Below are 18,702 nucleotides of genomic sequence, written 5' to 3'. Positions count from 1 at the left end.
TGCGGGCGGCGGGGCGTCCGAGCTGGACGAGTCGGTGGTCGAGGAGTTGGCGGCGGTGAAGACGGTGCGGGGGATCGCGACCTGGATCGTCGAGCACAGCTCCCAGCCCGCGCCCGGCGACGGTTCCGGCGACGGTTCCGCCGGTGGCCGTGGCGGGGCAGCCGGGGGCGGGTCCGGCCCAGCTCCTCGACCCGGGTCGTACGACCTGCCGGAGCAGGGCACCGGCGGTGGCCGGGTGCCCGCGGATGCCGGGTCCCGCGTCCTGGTGCCGGCGCGGGCGTCCGCGTCCGCCACGGCGGTGCTGCCGACTGCGCACCTTCCCGAGCCCTCCGTGGGGCCGGCGCCGAGCATCGGACGGGCCGGCACCGCTGTGCTGGACAGCCCCCGGACCCGGAATGCGGCCACCGCGCTCCAGGCGCCGTCGGCGCCGGAGAGCTGGGGAGTGCTGTCCACCCCGCGCGGCGCGACGGACCCGACCTTCGCGGCCCGTGCCGGTGCCGGTGCCGGTGCGGTGCCGGCTGCCGGCATCGTTCCGGCTGCTGACGCCGTGCCGGCCGTCGCAGCCGTCGCAGCCGTGGGCGCGGTGGGCCCGCAGTCCCGGGTCCCGCTGCGCCGGTTCGTGGTGGACCACGTCGAGCTGCCCGCGCTGCCGTCCTGGGACGAGCTGGTCGCGGCTGGCACGGCGGTGCCGCTGGCCGGCGCGCGGTTCACCGTGGTCGAGGGCGGGCTCGGTATCGGCCTGGCGCTGTCGACGCTGTTGGAGCAGGCCGGAGCCCACGTCCGGATCGTGTCGGCCGACAGCGCGGAGCTCGATCCCGTTCTCGGGTCGGACGCCGGCGCCGACGGGCTGTTCTGGGTCGCCTCGGCGGAAGGGGTGGCGGGCCCGGGTGCCGGCCTGCCGGCCGCCTTCGCGCCCCTGCGCACCGCCGCGCTCGCCGGCGCCCGGCGGCTGGTCGTCGTGACCGGGCTGGGTGGTGACCTCGGCCGCGGTGCCGAGGCGGTGGACACGACACCGGCCGGCGGGTCGGCGGCCGTCGGGATGGCCGGGCTGGTGCGGACGCTGGCCCAGGAACTCCCCGCCACCCGGGTGCGGCTGGTCGACGTCCATCCCAAGGCCGCGCCGCGGCGGATCGCCGAGCGGCTGCTGGCGGAGATGTTCGACGCGGCGGCGCCGGTCGTCGTCGGCCACCGGGACGGCAGTCGGATCACGCCGACGCCGCGCCCGGCGGACCTCGCGCCGTCGGGCGCGCCGACCGCGGGCCCGACGGGGCTGGACACCTCGGGTGTCGTGCTGCTCACCGGCGGCGCGCGCGGAATCACCGCACGGACGGCGCTGGCGCTGGCGCGGGCCACTGGCTGCGCGGTGGAGCTGATCGGGCGCACCCCCGTCCCGGACGGGCCGGAGGGCGCAGAGACCGCCGGTGCGGCTGACCCGCCGGCGTTGCGCCGGGCTCTGATCGCCTCCGGTGTGCGCCGCCCGGCGGAGATCGAGAAGCGCGTCACGCGGATTCTGGCCGAGCGGGAGATCCGCGCGAACCTGGCCGCGCTGGGCGAGGCGGCGGCCTCGGTGCGCTACCACGCTGTCGACGTGCGGGACGGTGCCGCCCTCGCCGCGGTGGTCGCCGAGGTGTACGAGCGCCACGGCCGGCTGGACGGTGTCGTGCACGGCGCCGGCATTCTCGAGGACCGTCTGCTGAAGAACAAGACGACGGAGTCGTTCGACCGGGTGTTCCGCACGAAGGTGGACGGAGCGCGCGCGTTGCTTGGCGCGCTGCGGCCCGATGTGGGCTTCGTAGTCCTCTTCGGCAGCGTCGCCGGGGTCTTCGGCAACCGCGGCCAGGTCGACTACGCGGCGGCCAACGACGCGCTCGACGTCTTCGCCCACAGTCTGGCGACCCGGCGCACCGGCCGTGTGGTCAGCGTCGACTGGGGGCCCTGGGGTGACTCCGGCGCCGACGCGGGCCGGGGCATGGTCTCCGAGGAACTGGCGCGGGAGTACGCCCGGCGCGGCATCGGTCTGATCGACCCGGACGAGGGGGTCGCCGCGCTGCTGCGCGAGCTGCGTGAGCCGGTCCCGGGCGCGCCCGCCCAGGTGGTCTACATGTGCGCCGACGCCGAGTCGTTCGAAGGCTGAACCGATGGCCCAGGAGATCGCTCAGGAGATCGCTGTAGTCGGGATGTCGGCGCTGTTCCCGGGCGCCGGCGACCTGGACACCTACTGGCGCAACATCGCCGGCGGCGTCGACGCGATCCGGGACGTCCCGGCGGGGCGCTGGGATCTCGACGAGTACTTCGCCGCCGATCCCACCGCCGAGCGGCGCCCCGACGGGGCGGGCTTCTACTGCCGCCGCGGCGGGTTCGTCGACGACCTCGCCACCTTCGACCCGGCCCGGTTCGGCATCGTCCCGGTCTCGGTCGACTGGGCCGAGCCGGACCAGCTCCTCGCGCTGCGGCTCGCCGCCGAGGCGATGGACGACGCCGGCGGGCCGGAGGCCCTCGGTGACCGCGGCCGGGTCGGCGTCGTCGTCGGCCGCGGTGGCTACGTCGGCCCCGGAGTGGCCCGGCTGGAACAGCGGGTCCGGACGTCCCATCAGCTGGCGACCACGCTGCGCGAGGTCCTGCCCGGAGTCGCGGACACCGCCGTGGACGAGGTCGTCGACGCCTTCCTGGCGAAGCTCGGCCCGCAGCGGCCCGAGGCGTCCATCGGCCTGGTGCCCAACCTGGCCGCGTCGCGGATCGCGAACCGCCTCGACCTGCACGGGCCGGCCTACACGATCGACGCGGCCTGCGCCTCGTCCCTGATCGCCGTGGAGACGGCGATGCGGGAGCTGGCGAGCGGCCGGGCCGGCGCGATGATCGTCGGCGGTGTGCACATCGTGCACGAGGTCTCCTTCTGGAGTCTGTTCACGCTGCTGCGCGCCCTCTCGCCGAGCCAGCGGATCCGGCCGTTCGACCGCCGGGCCGACGGCATCCTGATGGGCGAGGGCATCGGCATGATCGTGCTGCGCCGGCTCGCGGACGCCCGTGCGAACGGCGACCGGATCTACGCGGTGCTGCGCGGCGCCAGCTCGTCCAGCGACGGGCGTACCGCGAGCCTGATGGCACCGGCCTCGTCCGGGCAGATCCTCGCCGTCGAGCGGGCCTGGGCGGACGCCGGCCTCGACCCGGCCGCACCCGGTGCGGTGGGGCTGATCGAGGCGCACGGCACCGCGACCCCGGCCGGTGACGGCGCGGAGCTCGCCACCCTGACGAAGGTCTTCGGCGACGACGTCGACAACGGCCGGGTCGGCCTCGGCTCGGTGAAGTCGATGATCGGGCACGCGATGCCCGCCGCCGGCATGGCCGGTCTGATCAAGGCCGCGCTGGCACTGCACCACCGGACCCTGCCGCCGACGCTGCACTGCGACGAGCCGCACCCGCTGTTCGAAGGCAGCCGGTTCGCCCCCGTCCGGGAGGCGACGCCCTGGGAGCGGACGGGCCCCGCGCCGCGGCGGGCCGGGGTGAACGCCTTCGGCTTCGGCGGGGTGAACGCCCACGTCGTCCTGGAGGAGTGCGCCGACGCCGATCGGGTCGGCGCTGTCGAGCCCCTGGGCCCCGGTGCCGCTCGGGACGTCGCCCGCGTGGTCGCACGCGCGGCGGACCCCACGGCCGAGCGGGTGCTGCTGTTCGCCGGCGCGTCCGCGGCGGACATCGTCGCCCAGCTCGCGGTGCCGGACGCCGAGCTGCTCGAGCGCGACGACGCGGCGACGGCGCCCGGCGGCGGACCGGTCCGGCTGGCGCTGGTGGCCCCCACCGCGCGCCGGCTCGCGCTGGCCCGCACGGTGGCGGCCCGTGGCACACCGTGGCGGGGCCGGAACGACCTCTGGTTCGTCCCGGCGCCCCTGCTCGACCGCCGGGACGAGAACACCGTTCCCCGGCTGGCCTTCCTGTTCTGCGGGCTGGAGGACAAGTTCTCCCCGCGGATCGACGACATCTGCGACCACTTCGGGCTGCCCCGGCCGGAGCTGGGCGACACCACCGACCTGGGCCATCACGGCGTGGCGAGCGTGCAGGTCGGTCGGGTCCTCGACGTCGCCCTGCACCGACTCGGTGTGGCCCCCGACGTGGTCGCCGGGCACAGCGTGGGTGAGTGGAACGCGATGCTCGCCGCCGGCCTGATCGACGAGGAGTACGCGGACGGGTTCATCCAGGCCTTCGATCCGTCCTCGATCGAGGTGCCGGGCGTCGTGTTCGGCGCGCTCGGCTGCGGCGCGGATGTCGCCGCCGAGGCCATCGCCGACCTGGCGGACATCGTGATCTCGCACGACAACTGCCCGCACCAGTCGATCATCTGCGGGCGGGTGGAGAGCATCGAGACCGCCCTGGCGCGGCTGCGGGCGCGTGGGGTGATCGGGCAGGTTCTGCCGTTCCGCTCCGGCTTCCACTCTCCGTTCCTGCGCCCGCATCTGGACCGGCTGCGGGAGGGGCTCTACAACACCCCGCTCGGCAGTGCCCGGGTCCCGGTGTGGTCCGCTACCACGGTGGCTCCCTATCCGTCCGGGCACGCCGAGATCCGGGAGCTGGCCGTCCGGCACCTGCTGGAGCCGGTGCGCTTCCGGGAGCTGGCACGAGCCCTGCACGACACGGGCGTCCGGGTGTTCGTCCAGATCGGGATGGGCAGCGTCGCCGGTTTCGTCGACGACACCCTGAGCGGGGCGGGCGACGAGCACGCCTCGCTGGTCACCAACACCACGAAACGGTCGGGGCTGGACCAGCTGCGCCGGGTCGCGGTCGCGCTGTGGGCCGAGGGCGCCGCGCCGCGGATGGACCTCCTGCCGTGCCGCACCCGCCCCGGCCTCGCCGCTCCGGCGGCCCGGCCCGGCCGTGCCGGGCGGCCCGATCGGGCGGTGCGCCTGCGCCTCGGCACCCCGCTGGTCCGGCTCGGCCCCGACGCCCCCGACCTGTCCGCCGCGCTGCGGCCCCGTCCCGATGTGGACGTGGGCTCGGCTCAGGTGCCCGCGGCGGTTCCGGTGTCCGCGGTGCCGGCGTCCGCGCCGGTGCCGGCGGGAGCGCGGCGGACCGGGCCGGACGGTCGCATCACGGTGCGCCGCGAGCTCTCCCTGGCGACCATGCCCGAGGTCATCGACCACTGCTTCTACCGGCAGCCGCCGGGCTGGTCCGACGCGTCCGACCTCTTCCCCGTCGTGCCCCTGACCGGCGTCCTCGAGATGATGATGGCCGAGGCGTCGGCGCTGCGGCCCGGCCTGGTGATCACCGAGGTCCGGGACGTCCGCGCCACCCGCTGGCTGGCGATCGAGCCGCCGGTACAGGTGGACATCACCTGCATGCCGCTCGGCCCGGACGAGATCCGGGTGGACGTCGTCGGCTACACCCGGGCGACCGTCGTCTTCGCCGCGGCCCACCCTGCGCCGCCGGAGACCACGGACGTGTCCACCGGTCTCGTCCCCTGCCCGGGAACCGCCGGGGAGGTGGTGATCCCCGGGGAGTCCACGGCGCCGCACACCGGCCGGGCGATCTACGACGACCGGCTCCTGTTCCACGGGCCCGGCTACCAGGGCGTCGAGTCGGTCGACGGAATGGCGCCGACCGGGCTGCGCGGCTGGCTGCGGGTCACCGAGGCCAGCGGGGCGCTGCTGGACAACGCCGGTCAGCTCTTCGGCTACTGGGGCATGCAGTACCTTCCGTCGGACTGGCTGCTCTTCCCCGCGTCGGTCGCCTCGATCCGCTTCTTCGGCCCGCCACCGCGGACGGGAGCACGGCTGTCGTACCTGGGCCGCATCCGTGACGTCACCGAGCGCACCGCGACGGCGGACATGGAGCTGCGCGACGAGGCCGGCCGGCTGTGGTCGCACCTGAGCGGCTGGACCGACCGGCGTTTCACCGAGGACGACGTCCTGTGGTCGATGGCGCTGGCACCGCAGGTCAACACGCAGGGCCGGTCCACGGCGGACGGCTGGGTCGTCGTGACCGAGCACTGGCGGGACCCGGCGTCACGCGAGCTGTCACTGCGCCACTACCTGGACGCCGCCGAGCGCGGGCGCCTGGCCCGCCTCAACCCGCTGGCCGCCCGCTCGTGGCTGCTCGGGCGGATCGCCGGCAAGGACGCCGTGCGGCGGCACTGGTGGGCGGGTGGCGCCGGCGAGCTGTGGCCGATCGAGGTCGGCCTGGCGGACGCGGCGTCGGGGAGCCCGGTCGTCGACCGGGTGCCGGACCGGTCCGGCCTGCCGGCGCTGCGCCCGCCCGTGGTGAGTGTCGCGCACCGCCCGGAGATCGCCGTGGCTCTCGTCGAGGACACCCCCGGCGGTGTCGGGATCGGCCTGGACCGGGTCCAGCGGCGGGAGCGGGACGCGGAGGCGGCTGTCCTCACCGTGCCCGAGCTGCGGCTGCTCGACGAGCTGGCCGACGGCGATCCGGACAGCCGCGCTGTGTGGTTCGCTCGCTTCGTCGCGGCGAAGCAGGCGGCGTCGCAGGCGGACGGGTCCGGACCAGTCGGCGATCCCCGGCGATTCGTGGTCGGCCGGCCGGTGCAGGGCGGCGAGCCTGTGCCCGCCGCGGTGACCCGTGGGCCGGGCGGCGCCGTGGTCCAGCCCGTCGGCGACCCGGGCGCGAGCCCCGGCCTGCCGGCTCCGCTGCTGGTTCCCGTCGCCGTGGCAGCCGTGGCAGCCGTGGCAGCCGTGGCAGGCGACGGGCCGGACCCTGCGCGGGAGACCGGTCTGCGGGAGACCGGTCTCCCGCAGACCGGTCGGCCGGGCACCCCCGCGGAACGTCCGTCCGAGCCTGTCCGGGAATGCTGGGTGGCCCTGCGCACGATGGACACGACCGGCCGGCCCCGGCCCGAGCCGGAGCCTGCCGACCGGCTGGCCGCGGCCGCCGGCGGCTATCTCGGAAACTATGTCGTGGCCTGGACCTCGCCACGGACCGGACCTGTCAGCGCAACCCATCAGACCAAGGAGCAGACGCTGCGATGACCACCGACCAGTCGACCGCCACCGTGAGCGTGGACCCGACCGACCGCGCGGCCAGAGTGCTTTCCGAGGTGGCGGCGATCCTGCGTGACGTGATCGGCGAGGAGTACATCGTCGACATGTCGATCGAGATGGACACCTCGTTCAACGAGGACCTCGAGCTGGAGAGCATCGAGTTCGTCACCTTCGCCGACCGGCTCCGGGAGACCTATGGCGAGCACGTCGACTTCGTCGGCTTCCTCGCCGACATGGACGTCGATCAGGTGATCAACATGAAGGTCGGCCAGGTCGTCGCGTTCATCGTCGACAGCCTGGACAGCGCCCCCCAGGTGGCCGCGCGGTAGCGCGCCGCCACGGACCAACCAGGGGGGCGACGAGAACGTCGAGCGCGCGGGACGCCAGCGGACCGCGCGGGCAAACCTCCGAACGAAGCTAGGGAGAAGGCGCGTGGCTGAGATCGTCGCGAACAGCGTTCGTCTACATGTGCAGCGGCTGGAGCCGAAGGGCGGGGCCGCTCCGGACTCGCCGGTCGTCGTGATGGTGCACGGCATGGTGATGGACAACATCTCCAGCTTCTACTTCGCGCTGGGCAACTGCCTGGCCGGCGCCGGCTGCGAGGTCATCTGCTACGACCTGCGCGGGCACGGCCGCAGCGAGCGGACCCCGTCCGGCTACACGATGGCCGACTCGATGGCCGACCTGGCCGGGCTGCTGGACGCGCTAGGTGTCGACCGGCCCGTCCACATCGTCGGCAACAGCTACGGCGCCACGCTGACCCTCGCGTTCGGCCTGGCGAACCCGGAGCGGGTCGCCAGCCTGACCCTCGTCGAGCCGCCCTTCCTGATCGAGGGACTGGGGGAGGAGATGGCCCGGTCGCTGACCCAGGTCCTCGCCGCCGTCAGTGACGAGGAGGTCGAGGAGTGGCTCGCGAACACCGCCGGCCGCGCCGTCACCCGGATCGCGCGCTCCGCGCAGGCGCTGCTGAAGGAGACGTCGATCGCGCAGGACATGCTGGCGACGCCGCCGTTCTCGCGGGAGGCGCTCACCGCGCTGCCGATGCCGGTCCTCGCCGTCTACGGGGCGAACTCGGACATCATCGACCAGGCGGAGGGGCTCGCCGAGCTCGTTCCCGACTGCACCCTGGTGGTTCTGGAGCAGCACACCCACATGGTGCTGCGCGAGGCCGCCGACTACCTGCGGGACCTGCTCCGGTGGTGGCTGCTGCGTCGTGACCAGCCGATGCCCCGGCACCAGGTGCGCGGCGCCGGCTACGACACGCCTGACTGGGTCCGGCAGATGATCCCGCCGCCCGACCTGAACGGCGAGCACCGCACCACCTCGCTGTCGACGGCCGCGGCCGGCTCGCCGTCGGACGCCTGACCCGGCCTGGAGGCAGTTGAGTCGATGGGGCGCATTCTCTTCGCGGTGCCGCCGCTGACCGGCCACGTGAACCCGGCCGTCGGTATCGCGGGCGAGCTGGCCGCCCGCGGCCACGACGTCGCGCTGGCCGGTCACGCGAGCGCGGTCGGGCCGCTCGTTCCGCCCGGCGTGCCGCTCATCGCGCTGCCGGACGAGATCACCGCCGAGCAGCGGGCGGACCTGGAGGCACGGTCCCGCCCGCTGCGGGGACCCGCGTCGCTGAAGTTCCTGTGGGAGGAGTTCATCCTCCCGCTCGGCACCTCGATGGCCCGGGACGTCGGCGAGGTGCTCGAGCGCTGGCGCCCGGATCTCGTCGTCGCCGACCAGCAGGCGATCGGTGCCGCGCTGGCCGCGCGGCGGGCGGGGGTCCGGTGGGCGACCCTGGCCACCACCTCGGCGGAGTTCGATGATCCGTACGCGGTGCTGGCCGGGATCGGACACTGGGTCTCGGACCGGCTGCGCGAGTTCCAGCTCGCCCACGGCGTGCCCGACGACGGGGCGGAGCGGCTGGACCTGCGTTTCTCCGAGGACCTGACGGTGGTCTGCTCGGTGCCCTCGCTGCTGCGCAGCTCGTTCCATCCCTCCCACCAGGTGTTCGTCGGCTGCGCCGCGGGAATCCGCCGGCCGGCCCCGGCCTTCCCCTGGGAGTGGCTCGACAGCGGCCGGCGCACCGTTCTGGTCTCCCTCGGAACGGTGACGCGGGACGCCGGCGGGCGCTTCGTGCGCGCCGCGGCCGAGGCCCTGGCCGGGATGGCCGGCCAGGTGCAGGCGGTGGTCGTCGCGCCGCCGGGCCCGCTCGACGACCTTGCCGAGCAGGCGCCCGACGACCTGCTCGTCCGCTCGTTCGTGCCGCAGGTCGATCTGATGGACCAGCTCGACGCGGTAGTCTGCCATGCGGGCAACAACACCGTGTGCGAGGCATTGTCACGGGGTGTTCCCCTTGTGGTCGCCCCCGTCCGCGACGATCAGCCGGTCATCGGCGAGCAGGTGGTGCGGGCCGGGGCGGGCCTGCGGGTGCGGTTCGGGCGGTCGACGCCGTCGACGCTCGCCACCGCGATCGGCACCGTGCTCGGCGAGCCGTCGTACGCGGCCGCGGCCGGCCGGCTGCGTGCCGAGTTCACCGCGGCGGGAGGAGTCGTCACGGCCGCCCACCACATCGAGAAGCTGCTGCCGTAGGGCCGGGGGGCATGAGGGACGTGTGGCTCCTGGTTCCTGTTCTCGTCTGCCTGGGCCTCGTCGCGAACGGCATCCGGCTGCGGGGGCGGCTGCGCCGGCTCGACACGGTCGTCGCCTCCGGCCGGCCGGTCGACCCGGCGCACCTCTTCCTGGTCGCCGAGGGCGTCCGGCTGCCCGAGGCGGCGCGGCGCGCGGCGAGCAACCACGCGCGCCGCGAGCGCCTGCTGGTGCTGGACCTGGTACCGGCCGACCTCACCGTCGAACGCGCCCTCGACGTGGCCCGCATGGTGGACACCCGCACGTACCGGGCGGACCGGTCCGCGCCCGGCCGCGGCGCCTTCCAGGCCATCCTGGTGCACCGCGACCTGCTGGAACGGGCCGGGATCACCCACCTGGACGGCTTCAGCCCGGTCGAGCTGGTCGACATCGCCACCCAGCTGAAGCGCTACGCCCCGACCGCCACCGACCTCGCGGTGGTGCCGGGGCTGCGGGCCGCCCGGGACGACGCCGCGATGCGGGTGCGGGTGCAGCAGCGCGCCTACGCCTGCACCCCGGCCAGCCTCTACATGCCGTTCTCGCCGCACATCGCGACGGCGATCGGGTCGCAGGTCAGCCAGCAGCTGGCCTACGTGGCGATGGCGCTGTTCTGGTTCCAGCCGTTCTTCGTCTGCGCCGGCCGGGTGCCGTTGGCTCCTCGTGACCTGATCCGTAGTCCGATCGTCCGGATCCTCGGCATCTTCCTGCTCGTCATCCACTCGGTGCGCGCGGGTCGTGAGGCCAAGGCCGCCGGCATACCCGCCGACCCGCACAAGGCGGCCCGGCGGCAGCGCCGCGACGAGACCGCCGCCTGGTACCGGGCCCGGGCCCGGCACGTCGGGCGCCTGCGTGAGGTGCCCAGCAGCGAATGCCCGTGGTGCGGCTTCGGGGAACTGACAAGCCGCCTGCGTTCGCCGGACCTGGCGATGGGCAAACCCGGCAGCTTCCAGCTCGACACCTGCGGGCGGTGTGGGCACACCTTCCTCAACCCGGCGATCACCCCGGACGGGCAGGACTACTACGAGCGGGACTGGCGGGACGGGTTCGCCGCCGAGGCCGCGGAGCATGCCCGCGCGCGGGAGGCGGCGGCCGACCGGGCCCGCGCCGAGCTGCTGCGTCCCTACGCCACCCCACGAGCCTGGCTGGACGTCGGCACCGGGTTCGGGCACTTCTGCAACGTCGCCCGTCACCACTGGCCGGCGACCGCCTTCGGCGGGCTCGACATCACCGACTCGGTCGACGAGGCCCGCGCGCGGGGCTGGGTGGACGCCGCCTACCAGGGCGAACTCGTGCAGGTCGCCGACCGGCTCGCCGGGCGCTACGACGTGATCAGCATGTTCGGCTACCTGGAGCGTGCCCGGTACCCGTCCGAGGAGCTCGACGGCGCGGTGAAGGCGCTCGCCCCCGGCGGCCATCTGCTGATCGAGCTGCCGAACCCGTCCTGCCCGGCCGCCCGGCGGCTGGGCAGGTACTGGCCGGGCTGGGATGTGCCGCGCCGGCTGCACTTCATCCCCGTCGACAACCTGCTCGCGGCGCTGGAGGACCGTGGCCTGCGGCCCATTGTCGTCGAGCTCGGCGCGGCGCAGCGCCCCGGCGACCTCACCGGGGCGCTTGGCCTGCTCGTCCAGCAGCTGGCGCCGAAACCCGAGCCGTGGCTCGACACCCACCGCGCCGGGCCGGGTCGACGCCTGCTGCGGGTGCCGCTGCTGCTCGCCTGTGTCGCCCCGCTCGTCCTGGCCGCGGTCGTCGACGGCCTGAGCCGGGCGTGGCTGGCGCGGGGGAGCCGCTCCAACACCTACCGGGTGCTCGCCCGCAAGGAGGGCTAGCCCCTGTGCCGGGCCCGGCGCCGGCTGCTACCACCGGCCCCGGGCCCGGTCAGCTGCCTGACCTGTGCGTGCCGCTAGTCCTGCTGCTGGCCGCCCGCGAGCGGCAGGTAGATGCGGGCGCCCTGCTCGGCGAACTCCCGGGACTTCTCCGCCAGCCCGGCCTGGACGGCGTCCTCGGTGTCGAGGCCGTGTTCGGCGGCGTACTTGCGGACGTCCTGGGTGATGCGCATGGAGCAGAAGTGCGGGCCGCACATGGAGCAGAAGTGGGCGGTCTTCGCCGGAGCCGCGGGCAGTGTCTCGTCGTGGTACTCCCGGGCGGTCTCCGGGTCGAGGGACAGGTTGAACTGGTCGTCCCACCGGAAGTCGAACCGGGCGTCCGACAGGGCGTCATCCCAGGCCTGTGCCCCGGGGTGCCCCTTCGCCAGGTCAGCCGCGTGGGCGGCGATCTTGTAGGCGATGACACCGGCCTTGACGTCCTCCCGGTCCGGCAGGCCGAGGTGCTCCTTGGGGGTCACGTAGCACAGCATGGCGGTGCCGTACCAGCCGATCATCGCCGCGCCGATCGCCGAGGTGATGTGGTCGTAGCCCGGCGCGATGTCCGTGGTGAGCGGGCCGAGGGTGTAGAACGGCGCGTCGTGGCACAGCTCGCGCTGCAGGTCCACGTTTTCCTTGATCTTGTGCATGGGCACGTGGCCCGGGCCCTCGATCATCACCTGGACGTCGTGCTCCCAGGCGACCGAGGTCAGCTCGCCCAGGGTCGCGAGCTCGGCGAGCTGCGCGGGGTCGTTCGCGTCGGCGATGGAGCCGGGGCGCAGCCCGTCACCGAGGGAGAAGCTGACGTCGTAGGCGCGCAGGATCTCGCAGAGCTCGGCGAAGTTCGTGTAGAGGAAGTTCTCCTGATGGTGCGCGAGGCACCAGGCGGCGAGGATCGACCCGCCCCGGGAGACGATGCCGGTCTTGCGCCGCGCGGTCATCGGGACGTACCGGAGCAGCACCCCGGCGTGGACGGTCATGTAGTCCACACCCTGCTCGGCCTGCTCGATGACGGTGTCCCGGTAGACCTCCCAGGTGAGCTCCTCGGCCTTGCCCCCGACCTTCTCCAGTGCCTGGTAGATCGGGACGGTTCCGATCGGCACCGGCGAGTTCCGGATGATCCACTCCCGGGTGGTGTGGATGTTCTTCCCGGTCGACAGGTCCATGACGGTGTCGGCACCCCACCGGGTGGCCCACACCATCTTCTCGACCTCCTCCTCGATGGAGGAGGCCACGGCCGAGTTTCCGATGTTCGCGTTGATCTTGACCAGGAGGTTGCGCCCGATGGCCATCGGCTCGCACTCCGGATGATTCACGTTCGCCGGCAGGACCGCCCGCCCGGACGCGACCTCGTCGCGGACCAGCTCGGGGGCCAGGCCCTCGCGCAGGGCGACGAACTCCATCTCCGGGGTGATCTCGCCGCGTCGTGCGTAGGCGAGCTGGGTGACCGCACGGCCGGCGAGGGCCCGGCGCGGTGCCTGCCCCGAGCCGACGAAGAGGTCGTCCGCCGGCGTCCGGGTGGCCTGGTCCGGGCCGCCCTGGGCACCCGGGGCCCGCCTGCCGTCGTCGCCGGGCTGCACCGCCCGGCCGGTGATCTCCTCGGTGTCGCCGCGGGCGGCGATCCAGCTCGACCTCAGCGCGGGAAGACCGCGTCGCACGTCGACCCCGGCGCCGGGGTCGGTGTAGGGGCCGGAGGTGTCGTAGAGGACGAGACTGTCGCCGGTGCTCAGCGCGACCTCGCGCATGGGCACCCGCAGGTCGGGCTGGGACCCCACCAGGTAGGTCTTCCTGCTGCCAGGGAACGGCCGGGCCAGGATTCCGCCCGCCGGCTGGTCTGCCGCCGGGTCGTCGGAACGCGCGGGCTGGATGTGACGCACCACCTTTGATCACTCCCTACGCCGGAATTACCCGGACAGGTTCAGGCGGTCGGCGGCACCGGCCGTTGCCCGGCCGCCCTCTCAGCCCCCCAGGGTGGAAGCTCCCGCATCTGCCTCGACGCTACGGCAGGCAGCTGCCCTCCGCCACCCCCTTGGTCACCTTCGCCTGGTTCGTCACGCACCGGTTCGTGCCATTCCCGGCGTGTCTCATCACGTTCGTTCGTTTCGTCCGTCTCACGCGGCGTGCCCGGCGTTCCCGGCGTTCCCGGGCCGGGTGTCGGCTCCGGCAGGCCCGGGTCGGAAGCCCCAGACACCGCGGACCCGGCCGGGACCTGGCTGCCGAGCCCTGCCGTGACGAGCGCCGCGACCTCCTCCGGTGCCTGCCACAGCCGCTCGGTGGGGATGGCCAGCACCAGCCGGCCGGCTGGGCGGGCCTGGCGCGGGCCCGACTGGCCGATGCGCACGAGCAGCCGCCAGGGCCCGTACCAGACGTCCAGCCGACCGGTCGGCGCGTCGGCGGAGTCCGCCGCCAGCGCGCGGCCGGCGGGCAGGGCGAAGGCGAGCTCGATCTGCCGGTACAGCTGGGCGAGCATCCGCGGGGTCCGCCGGGCCGCGTCGTCGAGCGTGTCGCCGATCAGAGTGCGGCGGGTGATCGGGCCCCGCCCGGCCATCGCCCGCCGCATCGTGTCGACGGTGACGAAGCCCTGCCGCAGCGCGTCGACGATCAGGGTGCGGGCATGCTCGCGCTCCCCGGACCACTCGGCCATGTCGACCACGGAGCGCGCCGGGACGGTGCGCGGCGGCAGCCGCGTGCGGTGGATGTCCGCCCCGGACAGCCGGGAGGAACGGCGGAAGACGACCCCGGGCATCGGCGCGCACCGGCGCTCCGGCGGGATCAGCACGGTCACGACGTCGTGGTCGTGACCGGTCAGGCCGTCAAGGGCGGCGGCCGTGGCGCCGCCGAGAACCGCGCCCCGGCCGCCGGCGAGCAGGGCCGCCCAGGCCTGCTGCAGCCGGGGTGGCCCGCCGACTGCCGTGATGAGGACACCGCGGGCGGGCTGCCGCCAGGCGCCAGCGAGGACCCGGGCCCGGATGTCCGCCCGGGTGAGGCCCGCGACGATCGCGTCGTGCTCGCTGATGACACCTGACTGAAGGTCGGCGATCTCCCGCCAGGAGAGTCGGCCGGGGCTGGGGGCCATGGTCAGACGATGACCGTTGTTCGTCCATTGTGTCTACGGTGGTTTGCGGTCTGTGGATAACCGGTCTCCGGGTGGTGCCGCGGGAGCCTGGTCCAGGTGATTCCGCCGCTGGTTCCCACGTCATCCGGTATCGACCCCGCGTCGGCGGGCCCTGGTCGCCCGGACGCTGGTGATGGTCGGCGCGCGCCAGGCCCGTATCGTGTGCGACCGACAGGTTCGGCGATGGTGCGGGCGTGGTGCCACACACCATCGCGGTTGTGCATGTGATGGTGGTAGCCGCAGGGGTTCGTCAGGTGGCCGGTGAGGCGCGGCGTCGGCCTGGAAGTCGGAGGAATGGCGACACACCGAAGGTCCGGGCGGTCCGAGAGCCGCCGCACGAGGGGCGGTCGTGACGGCCGGGTTCCCGTGCAGTCCATCGCGATCGGTCTGGCCGCGGTGGGCGCGACCCTGGCTGTGGGCGTCGCCGGCGCACTGCACGTGACCGGGTCCGGCCAGGACCCGGAGATGTCCGCGACGGCCGCCCGCAGCCAGTCGCCTCCCGCCACGTCGCCGCCGACGGACCCGTCCGCCGCCGGGTCGGCGGCACGGGCGGCGCGCGGCGTCCCGGACCCCAAGGAAGAAGGCGCGGTCGGGGAGATGGCAGTCGGCGCGATTCCGGGCGTGGGTGATCTGATGATGTCGCGGATCCCCGCGGCGACCCGTCAGGTCATCGTGGTCACCGGAGCGGACGCGTCCGCGACGGTGAACCGTGTGGTCCGCTGGCAGCGGGCGGCCGCGGATGCCCCGTGGACGGCGGTCGGAGCGGAGATCGCGGGCCGCAACGGCGCCAACGGGTGGACGCACGCCCACGTCGAGGGCGACCGGAGCAGCCCCGTCGGGGTGTTCAGTCTCACCGCCGCCGGGGGCCGCCACCCGGACCCGGGCACCGCCCTGCCGTACGAGTTCCGCCCGTCCTTCTACCAGGCCGGCAGCCATGCCGGAGATCCGATGGCCGAGGCCTTCAACTACGTGGTGGCGATCGACTACAACCGCCTGCCCGGCCATCCGCCGTCGGACCCGACCCGCCCGCTCGGGGCAGGTGCCGGCGGCGACATCTGGCTGCACGTCGATCACAACACGCCCACCAGGGGCTGCATCAGCCTTCCCCAGGCCTCGATGGAGGCAGTGCTGCACTGGCTGACGCCGAGCAGCCAGCCCATGATCATCATGGGGGACCGGGCGAGCATCGAGGCCACCGCCGGCTGAGCCGGGCGCTGCCGGACCGGCGGGCATCCTCGGCCGGCCGGCCGGCCGAGGCCAGGCCGGAGCTGGCCTGGCCCGCCGGCGGCAGCCCGGCTCCAGCCGGCCTGCCCTAGCCTTCCGCCTTCTTCTCCGCGTGGCCGCCGAACTGCTTGCGCATGGCCGAGAGCAGCTTGTCCGCGAACAGCGACTCGCCGCGGGAGCTGAACCGCTCGTAGAGCGACGCGGTCAGCACATGCGCGGGAACACCCTCCTCGACGGCGGCCAGCACCGTCCAGCGGCCCTCGCCGGAGTCGGAGACCCGGCCGCCGAACGAGGCCAGCTCCGGGTCCTCGACCAGCGCGGTCGCGGTCAGCTCGAGCAGCCAGGAGCTGACCACGCTCCCGCGCCGCCAGACCTCGGCGATGGCCGGGATGTCGAAGTCGTACTGGTAGTACTCCGGATGGGCCAGCGGGGTGGTCTCGGCGTCGTGGCCGGCCGCCTGCGCCCGGCCGATGTCGGCCTTGTCGAGAATGGCCAGGCCCTCGGCGAACGCCGCCATCATGCCGTACTCGATGCCGTTGTGGACCATCTTGACGAAGTGGCCGGCGCCGTTGGGCCCGCAGTACAGGTAGCCCTTCTCGGCCTGGGTGACCTCGCCGGTGCGCCCGGGCGTGCGCGGGGCGGTGCCCACCCCGGGGGCGATGGTCTCGAACAGCGGCTCCAGGCGGGCGACGGTCTCGGGCTCGCCGCCGATCATCAGGCAGTACCCGCGGTCCAGGCCGAACACTCCGCCGGAGGTGCCGACGTCGACGTAGTGGACGCCGCGCTCGGCGAGCTTCGCGGCCCGGTCGACGTCGTCACGGTAGTAGGAGTTGCCGCCGTCGATGATGATGTCGCCGGCCTCGAAGTGTTCCGCGAGCTCGAAGACGGTCTGCCCGGTGATGCCCGCGGGGACCATTACCCAGGCCGCGCGCGGGGTGCGCAGAGCCGCGGCGAACTCGGCCAGGGTGTGGGTGCCCACCGCGCCCTCGCCGGCGAGGGCCTTCACCGCCTCGGAATTCACGTCATAGACCACACATTCGTGCCCGTCGCGCATAAGCCGGCGAACGAGGTTCGCGCCCATCCGGCCGAGTCCGATCATTCCGAGTTGCATCTGAACTCCCGGTGGTCCTGCACGGACCGGTCGAAGGTGAGGTCCTCGTGGTCCATCCTGCCGTCCGTACCGGGACTCGACAGCGCGGCCTGGGTCACGGACCGGGCACACACCGAGGGCCTGGGTGCCCGGGTGCGCGGCGCCGGACCTGACGGCCCGGCGTGAGAGGGTGGCTCGCGGTGTCGGTGCCAGTGCGGAGGGACGTACCCATGAGCAGGTTGGACGGGCCCGGCGCCGCCGGGTCGCCGGGCACCCGGAGCGGGGCTGGCACGTCGGGCGAGGCTGGCACGCCGGGCCAGGTCGACGTCGTCGTGATCGGTGCCGGTCCCGCGGGCGAGGTGGTCGCGGGCCGCTGCGCGGACGCCGGCCTGACGGTCGCCGTCGTCGAACGTGAGCGGGTCGGCGGCGAGTGCTCCTTCTGGGGGTGTATCCCCAGCAAGACCCTGATCCGGCCGGGTGAGCTCCTCGCGGCGGCCCGGGCCACGCCCGGGGCGGCCGCGGCCGTGACCGGTGGTGCCGACGCGGCCGGTGCGTTCGCCCGCCGCGACGAGATGGTGGGCGACTACTCCGACGAGGGCCAGGTCCCCTGGCTGCGTGAGAAGGGCATCCAGCTCGTGCGCGGGGTGGGCCGGCTCGTGGGTGAGCGCCGGGTCGCGGTGCGCGGGCCGGGTGGCGCGGAGCACGTGCTCGCCGCTGCCCGCGCGGTCGTGCTCGCCACGGGCACCCGGGCGACACTGCCGCCGATTCCCGGCCTGGCCGAGGCCGAGGCCTGGGACAACCGGGCCGCGACCGGTGCGCGGGCGGTGCCCCGCCGGCTCGCGGTGCTGGGCGGCGGCGCCGTCGGCGCCGAGCTCGCCCAGGCGTTCCGGCGGCTCGGCAGCGAGGAGGTGACCGTCGTCGAGGGCGGGCCGCGGCTGCTGGCGAGGGAGGAGCCGTTCGCCGGGGGCGAGGTGCGCGCCGCCTTCGAGTCGGAGGGCATCACCGTCCTCACCGGCCGCCGTGCGGTGTCCGTCCGGCGGGAGGGCGCACCCCACGGCGGTGGCGCGCCCGGGCCCGGGAGTACGCCCTGGGCCGAGCCCGGCGGCCGACCCGCGCGGGCGGCTGGTGGTCCATCCCGTGGTCCCGTCGTGCTGGGCCTCGACGACGCCGGCAGCCCCGACCGGATCGTCGCCGACGAGCTGCTCGTCGCCGTCGGCCGGACGGCGGCCTCGGCCGATCTGGGCCTGTCCGCGGTCGGGCTGCCCGACCACGGTTTCGTCGAGGTCGACACCCGGATGAGGGTGACCGGAGTGGCCGGCGACTGGCTCTACGCGGTGGGAGACCTCAACGGCCGGGCCCTGCTGACACACGTGGCCAAGTACCAGGCCCGGGTGGCCGCCGACGTGATCAGCGGCCGGGCCGACCCGGCGGGCAGGCCGGCCGCTGATCGTGCCGATCCCGACGTCGTCCCCCGGGTGACCTTCACCGACCCGCAGGTCAGCGCGGTCGGCCGGACCGAACGGGCTGCCCGCGAGGCGGGCCTCGACGTCCGGGCCGTGGCCGTGCCGACCGCATCGGTCGCCGGGTCCTCCGTGCGCGGCACCGACGCCGTGGGCACATCCCAGATCGTGGTCGACGTCGCCCGGCGGGTGCTGGTCGGCGCGACCTTCGTCGGCCACGACACCCAGGAGATGGTGCACGCCGCGGCCATCGCCATCACCGGTGCCGTCCCACTGGAGGACCTGTGGCACGCGGTGCCGTCCTTTCCCACGGTGAGCGAGGTGTGGCTGCGTCTTCTCGAGGCCTACGGGCTCTGAG

At 74.3% G+C, this 18,702-nt stretch carries 11 protein-coding genes; 8 read left to right on the top strand and 3 right to left on the bottom strand.

The features are described from left to right. The 6 genes from B207_RS0118915 to B207_RS0118890 form a co-directional block, all read left to right on the top strand. Positions 1–2,134: SDR family NAD(P)-dependent oxidoreductase (locus tag B207_RS0118915; protein WP_026311215.1), on the top strand; the 2,134-nt coding region annotated here is incomplete at its 5' end. A 4-nt stretch (positions 2,135–2,138) separates the two neighbouring features. Beyond that, complete coding sequence (locus tag B207_RS0118910) at positions 2,139–6,968, top strand: type I polyketide synthase (RefSeq protein ID WP_018638151.1); 4,830 nt, start codon at positions 2,139–2,141, stop codon at positions 6,966–6,968. After that, positions 6,965–7,309 (top strand): phosphopantetheine-binding protein, encoded by a 345-nt coding sequence (locus tag B207_RS0118905; protein ID WP_018638150.1) that lies wholly within the window; start codon positions 6,965–6,967, stop codon positions 7,307–7,309. The genes B207_RS0118910 and B207_RS0118905 overlap by 4 nt, the downstream gene beginning before the upstream one ends. Positions 7,310–7,412: 103 nt before the next feature. Further along, positions 7,413–8,345, top strand: coding sequence for an alpha/beta fold hydrolase (locus B207_RS0118900; protein ID WP_018638149.1), 933 nt, complete (start codon positions 7,413–7,415; stop codon positions 8,343–8,345). 24 nt (positions 8,346–8,369) lie between these two features. Further along, positions 8,370–9,560, top strand: a complete 1,191-nt coding sequence (locus tag B207_RS0118895) for a glycosyltransferase (protein WP_018638148.1) — start codon at positions 8,370–8,372, stop codon at positions 9,558–9,560. A gap of 11 nt (positions 9,561–9,571) precedes the next feature. Continuing rightward, positions 9,572–11,422: a class I SAM-dependent methyltransferase gene (locus B207_RS0118890; protein WP_195905318.1), complete on the top strand. Its 1,851-nt coding sequence runs from the start codon at positions 9,572–9,574 to the stop codon at positions 11,420–11,422. A 74-nt stretch (positions 11,423–11,496) separates the two neighbouring features. Here the strand turns inward: B207_RS0118890 and thiC are convergent, their stop codons facing one another. Together thiC and B207_RS43150 are read right to left on the bottom strand one after the other, a co-directional pair. Beyond that, on the bottom strand, positions 11,497–13,332 hold the full coding sequence (thiC, locus tag B207_RS0118885) for a phosphomethylpyrimidine synthase ThiC (RefSeq protein WP_018638146.1): 1,836 nt from the start codon (positions 13,330–13,332) through the stop codon (positions 11,497–11,499). Between the two features lie 41 nt (positions 13,333–13,373). Further along, positions 13,374–14,531, bottom strand: a complete 1,158-nt coding sequence (locus tag B207_RS43150) for a hypothetical protein (protein ID WP_018638145.1) — start codon at positions 14,529–14,531, stop codon at positions 13,374–13,376. 405 nt (positions 14,532–14,936) lie between these two features. Here B207_RS43150 and B207_RS0118875 point away from each other — a divergent pair, with 405 nt between their 5' ends. Continuing rightward, positions 14,937–15,776 carry a L,D-transpeptidase family protein gene (locus B207_RS0118875; protein ID WP_018638144.1) on the top strand — a complete coding sequence of 280 codons (840 nt, stop codon included), beginning with the start codon at positions 14,937–14,939 and terminating at the stop codon, positions 15,774–15,776. Positions 15,777–15,882: 106 nt separating this feature from the next. On the opposite strand, the gene gnd is transcribed toward B207_RS0118875, so the two are convergent. Next, on the bottom strand, positions 15,883–16,905 hold the full coding sequence (gnd, locus tag B207_RS0118870) for a phosphogluconate dehydrogenase (NAD(+)-dependent, decarboxylating) (protein ID WP_018638143.1): 1,023 nt from the start codon (positions 16,903–16,905) through the stop codon (positions 15,883–15,885). Positions 16,906–17,114: 209 nt separating this feature from the next. Between gnd and B207_RS0118860 the strand changes: the two genes are divergently transcribed. Beyond that, on the top strand, positions 17,115–18,701 hold the full coding sequence (locus B207_RS0118860; RefSeq protein ID WP_018638141.1) for a dihydrolipoyl dehydrogenase family protein: 1,587 nt from the start codon (positions 17,115–17,117) through the stop codon (positions 18,699–18,701). Position 18,702: the final 1 nt, after the last annotated feature.

The sequence above is a fragment of the Parafrankia elaeagni genome (genome assembly GCF_000374165.1).
Classification (GTDB): domain Bacteria; phylum Actinomycetota; class Actinomycetes; order Frankiales; family Frankiaceae; genus Parafrankia; species Parafrankia elaeagni.
The sequence above is the reverse complement of the archived record's forward strand: the minus strand, read 5'-3'. Positions and strand labels throughout refer to the sequence as shown.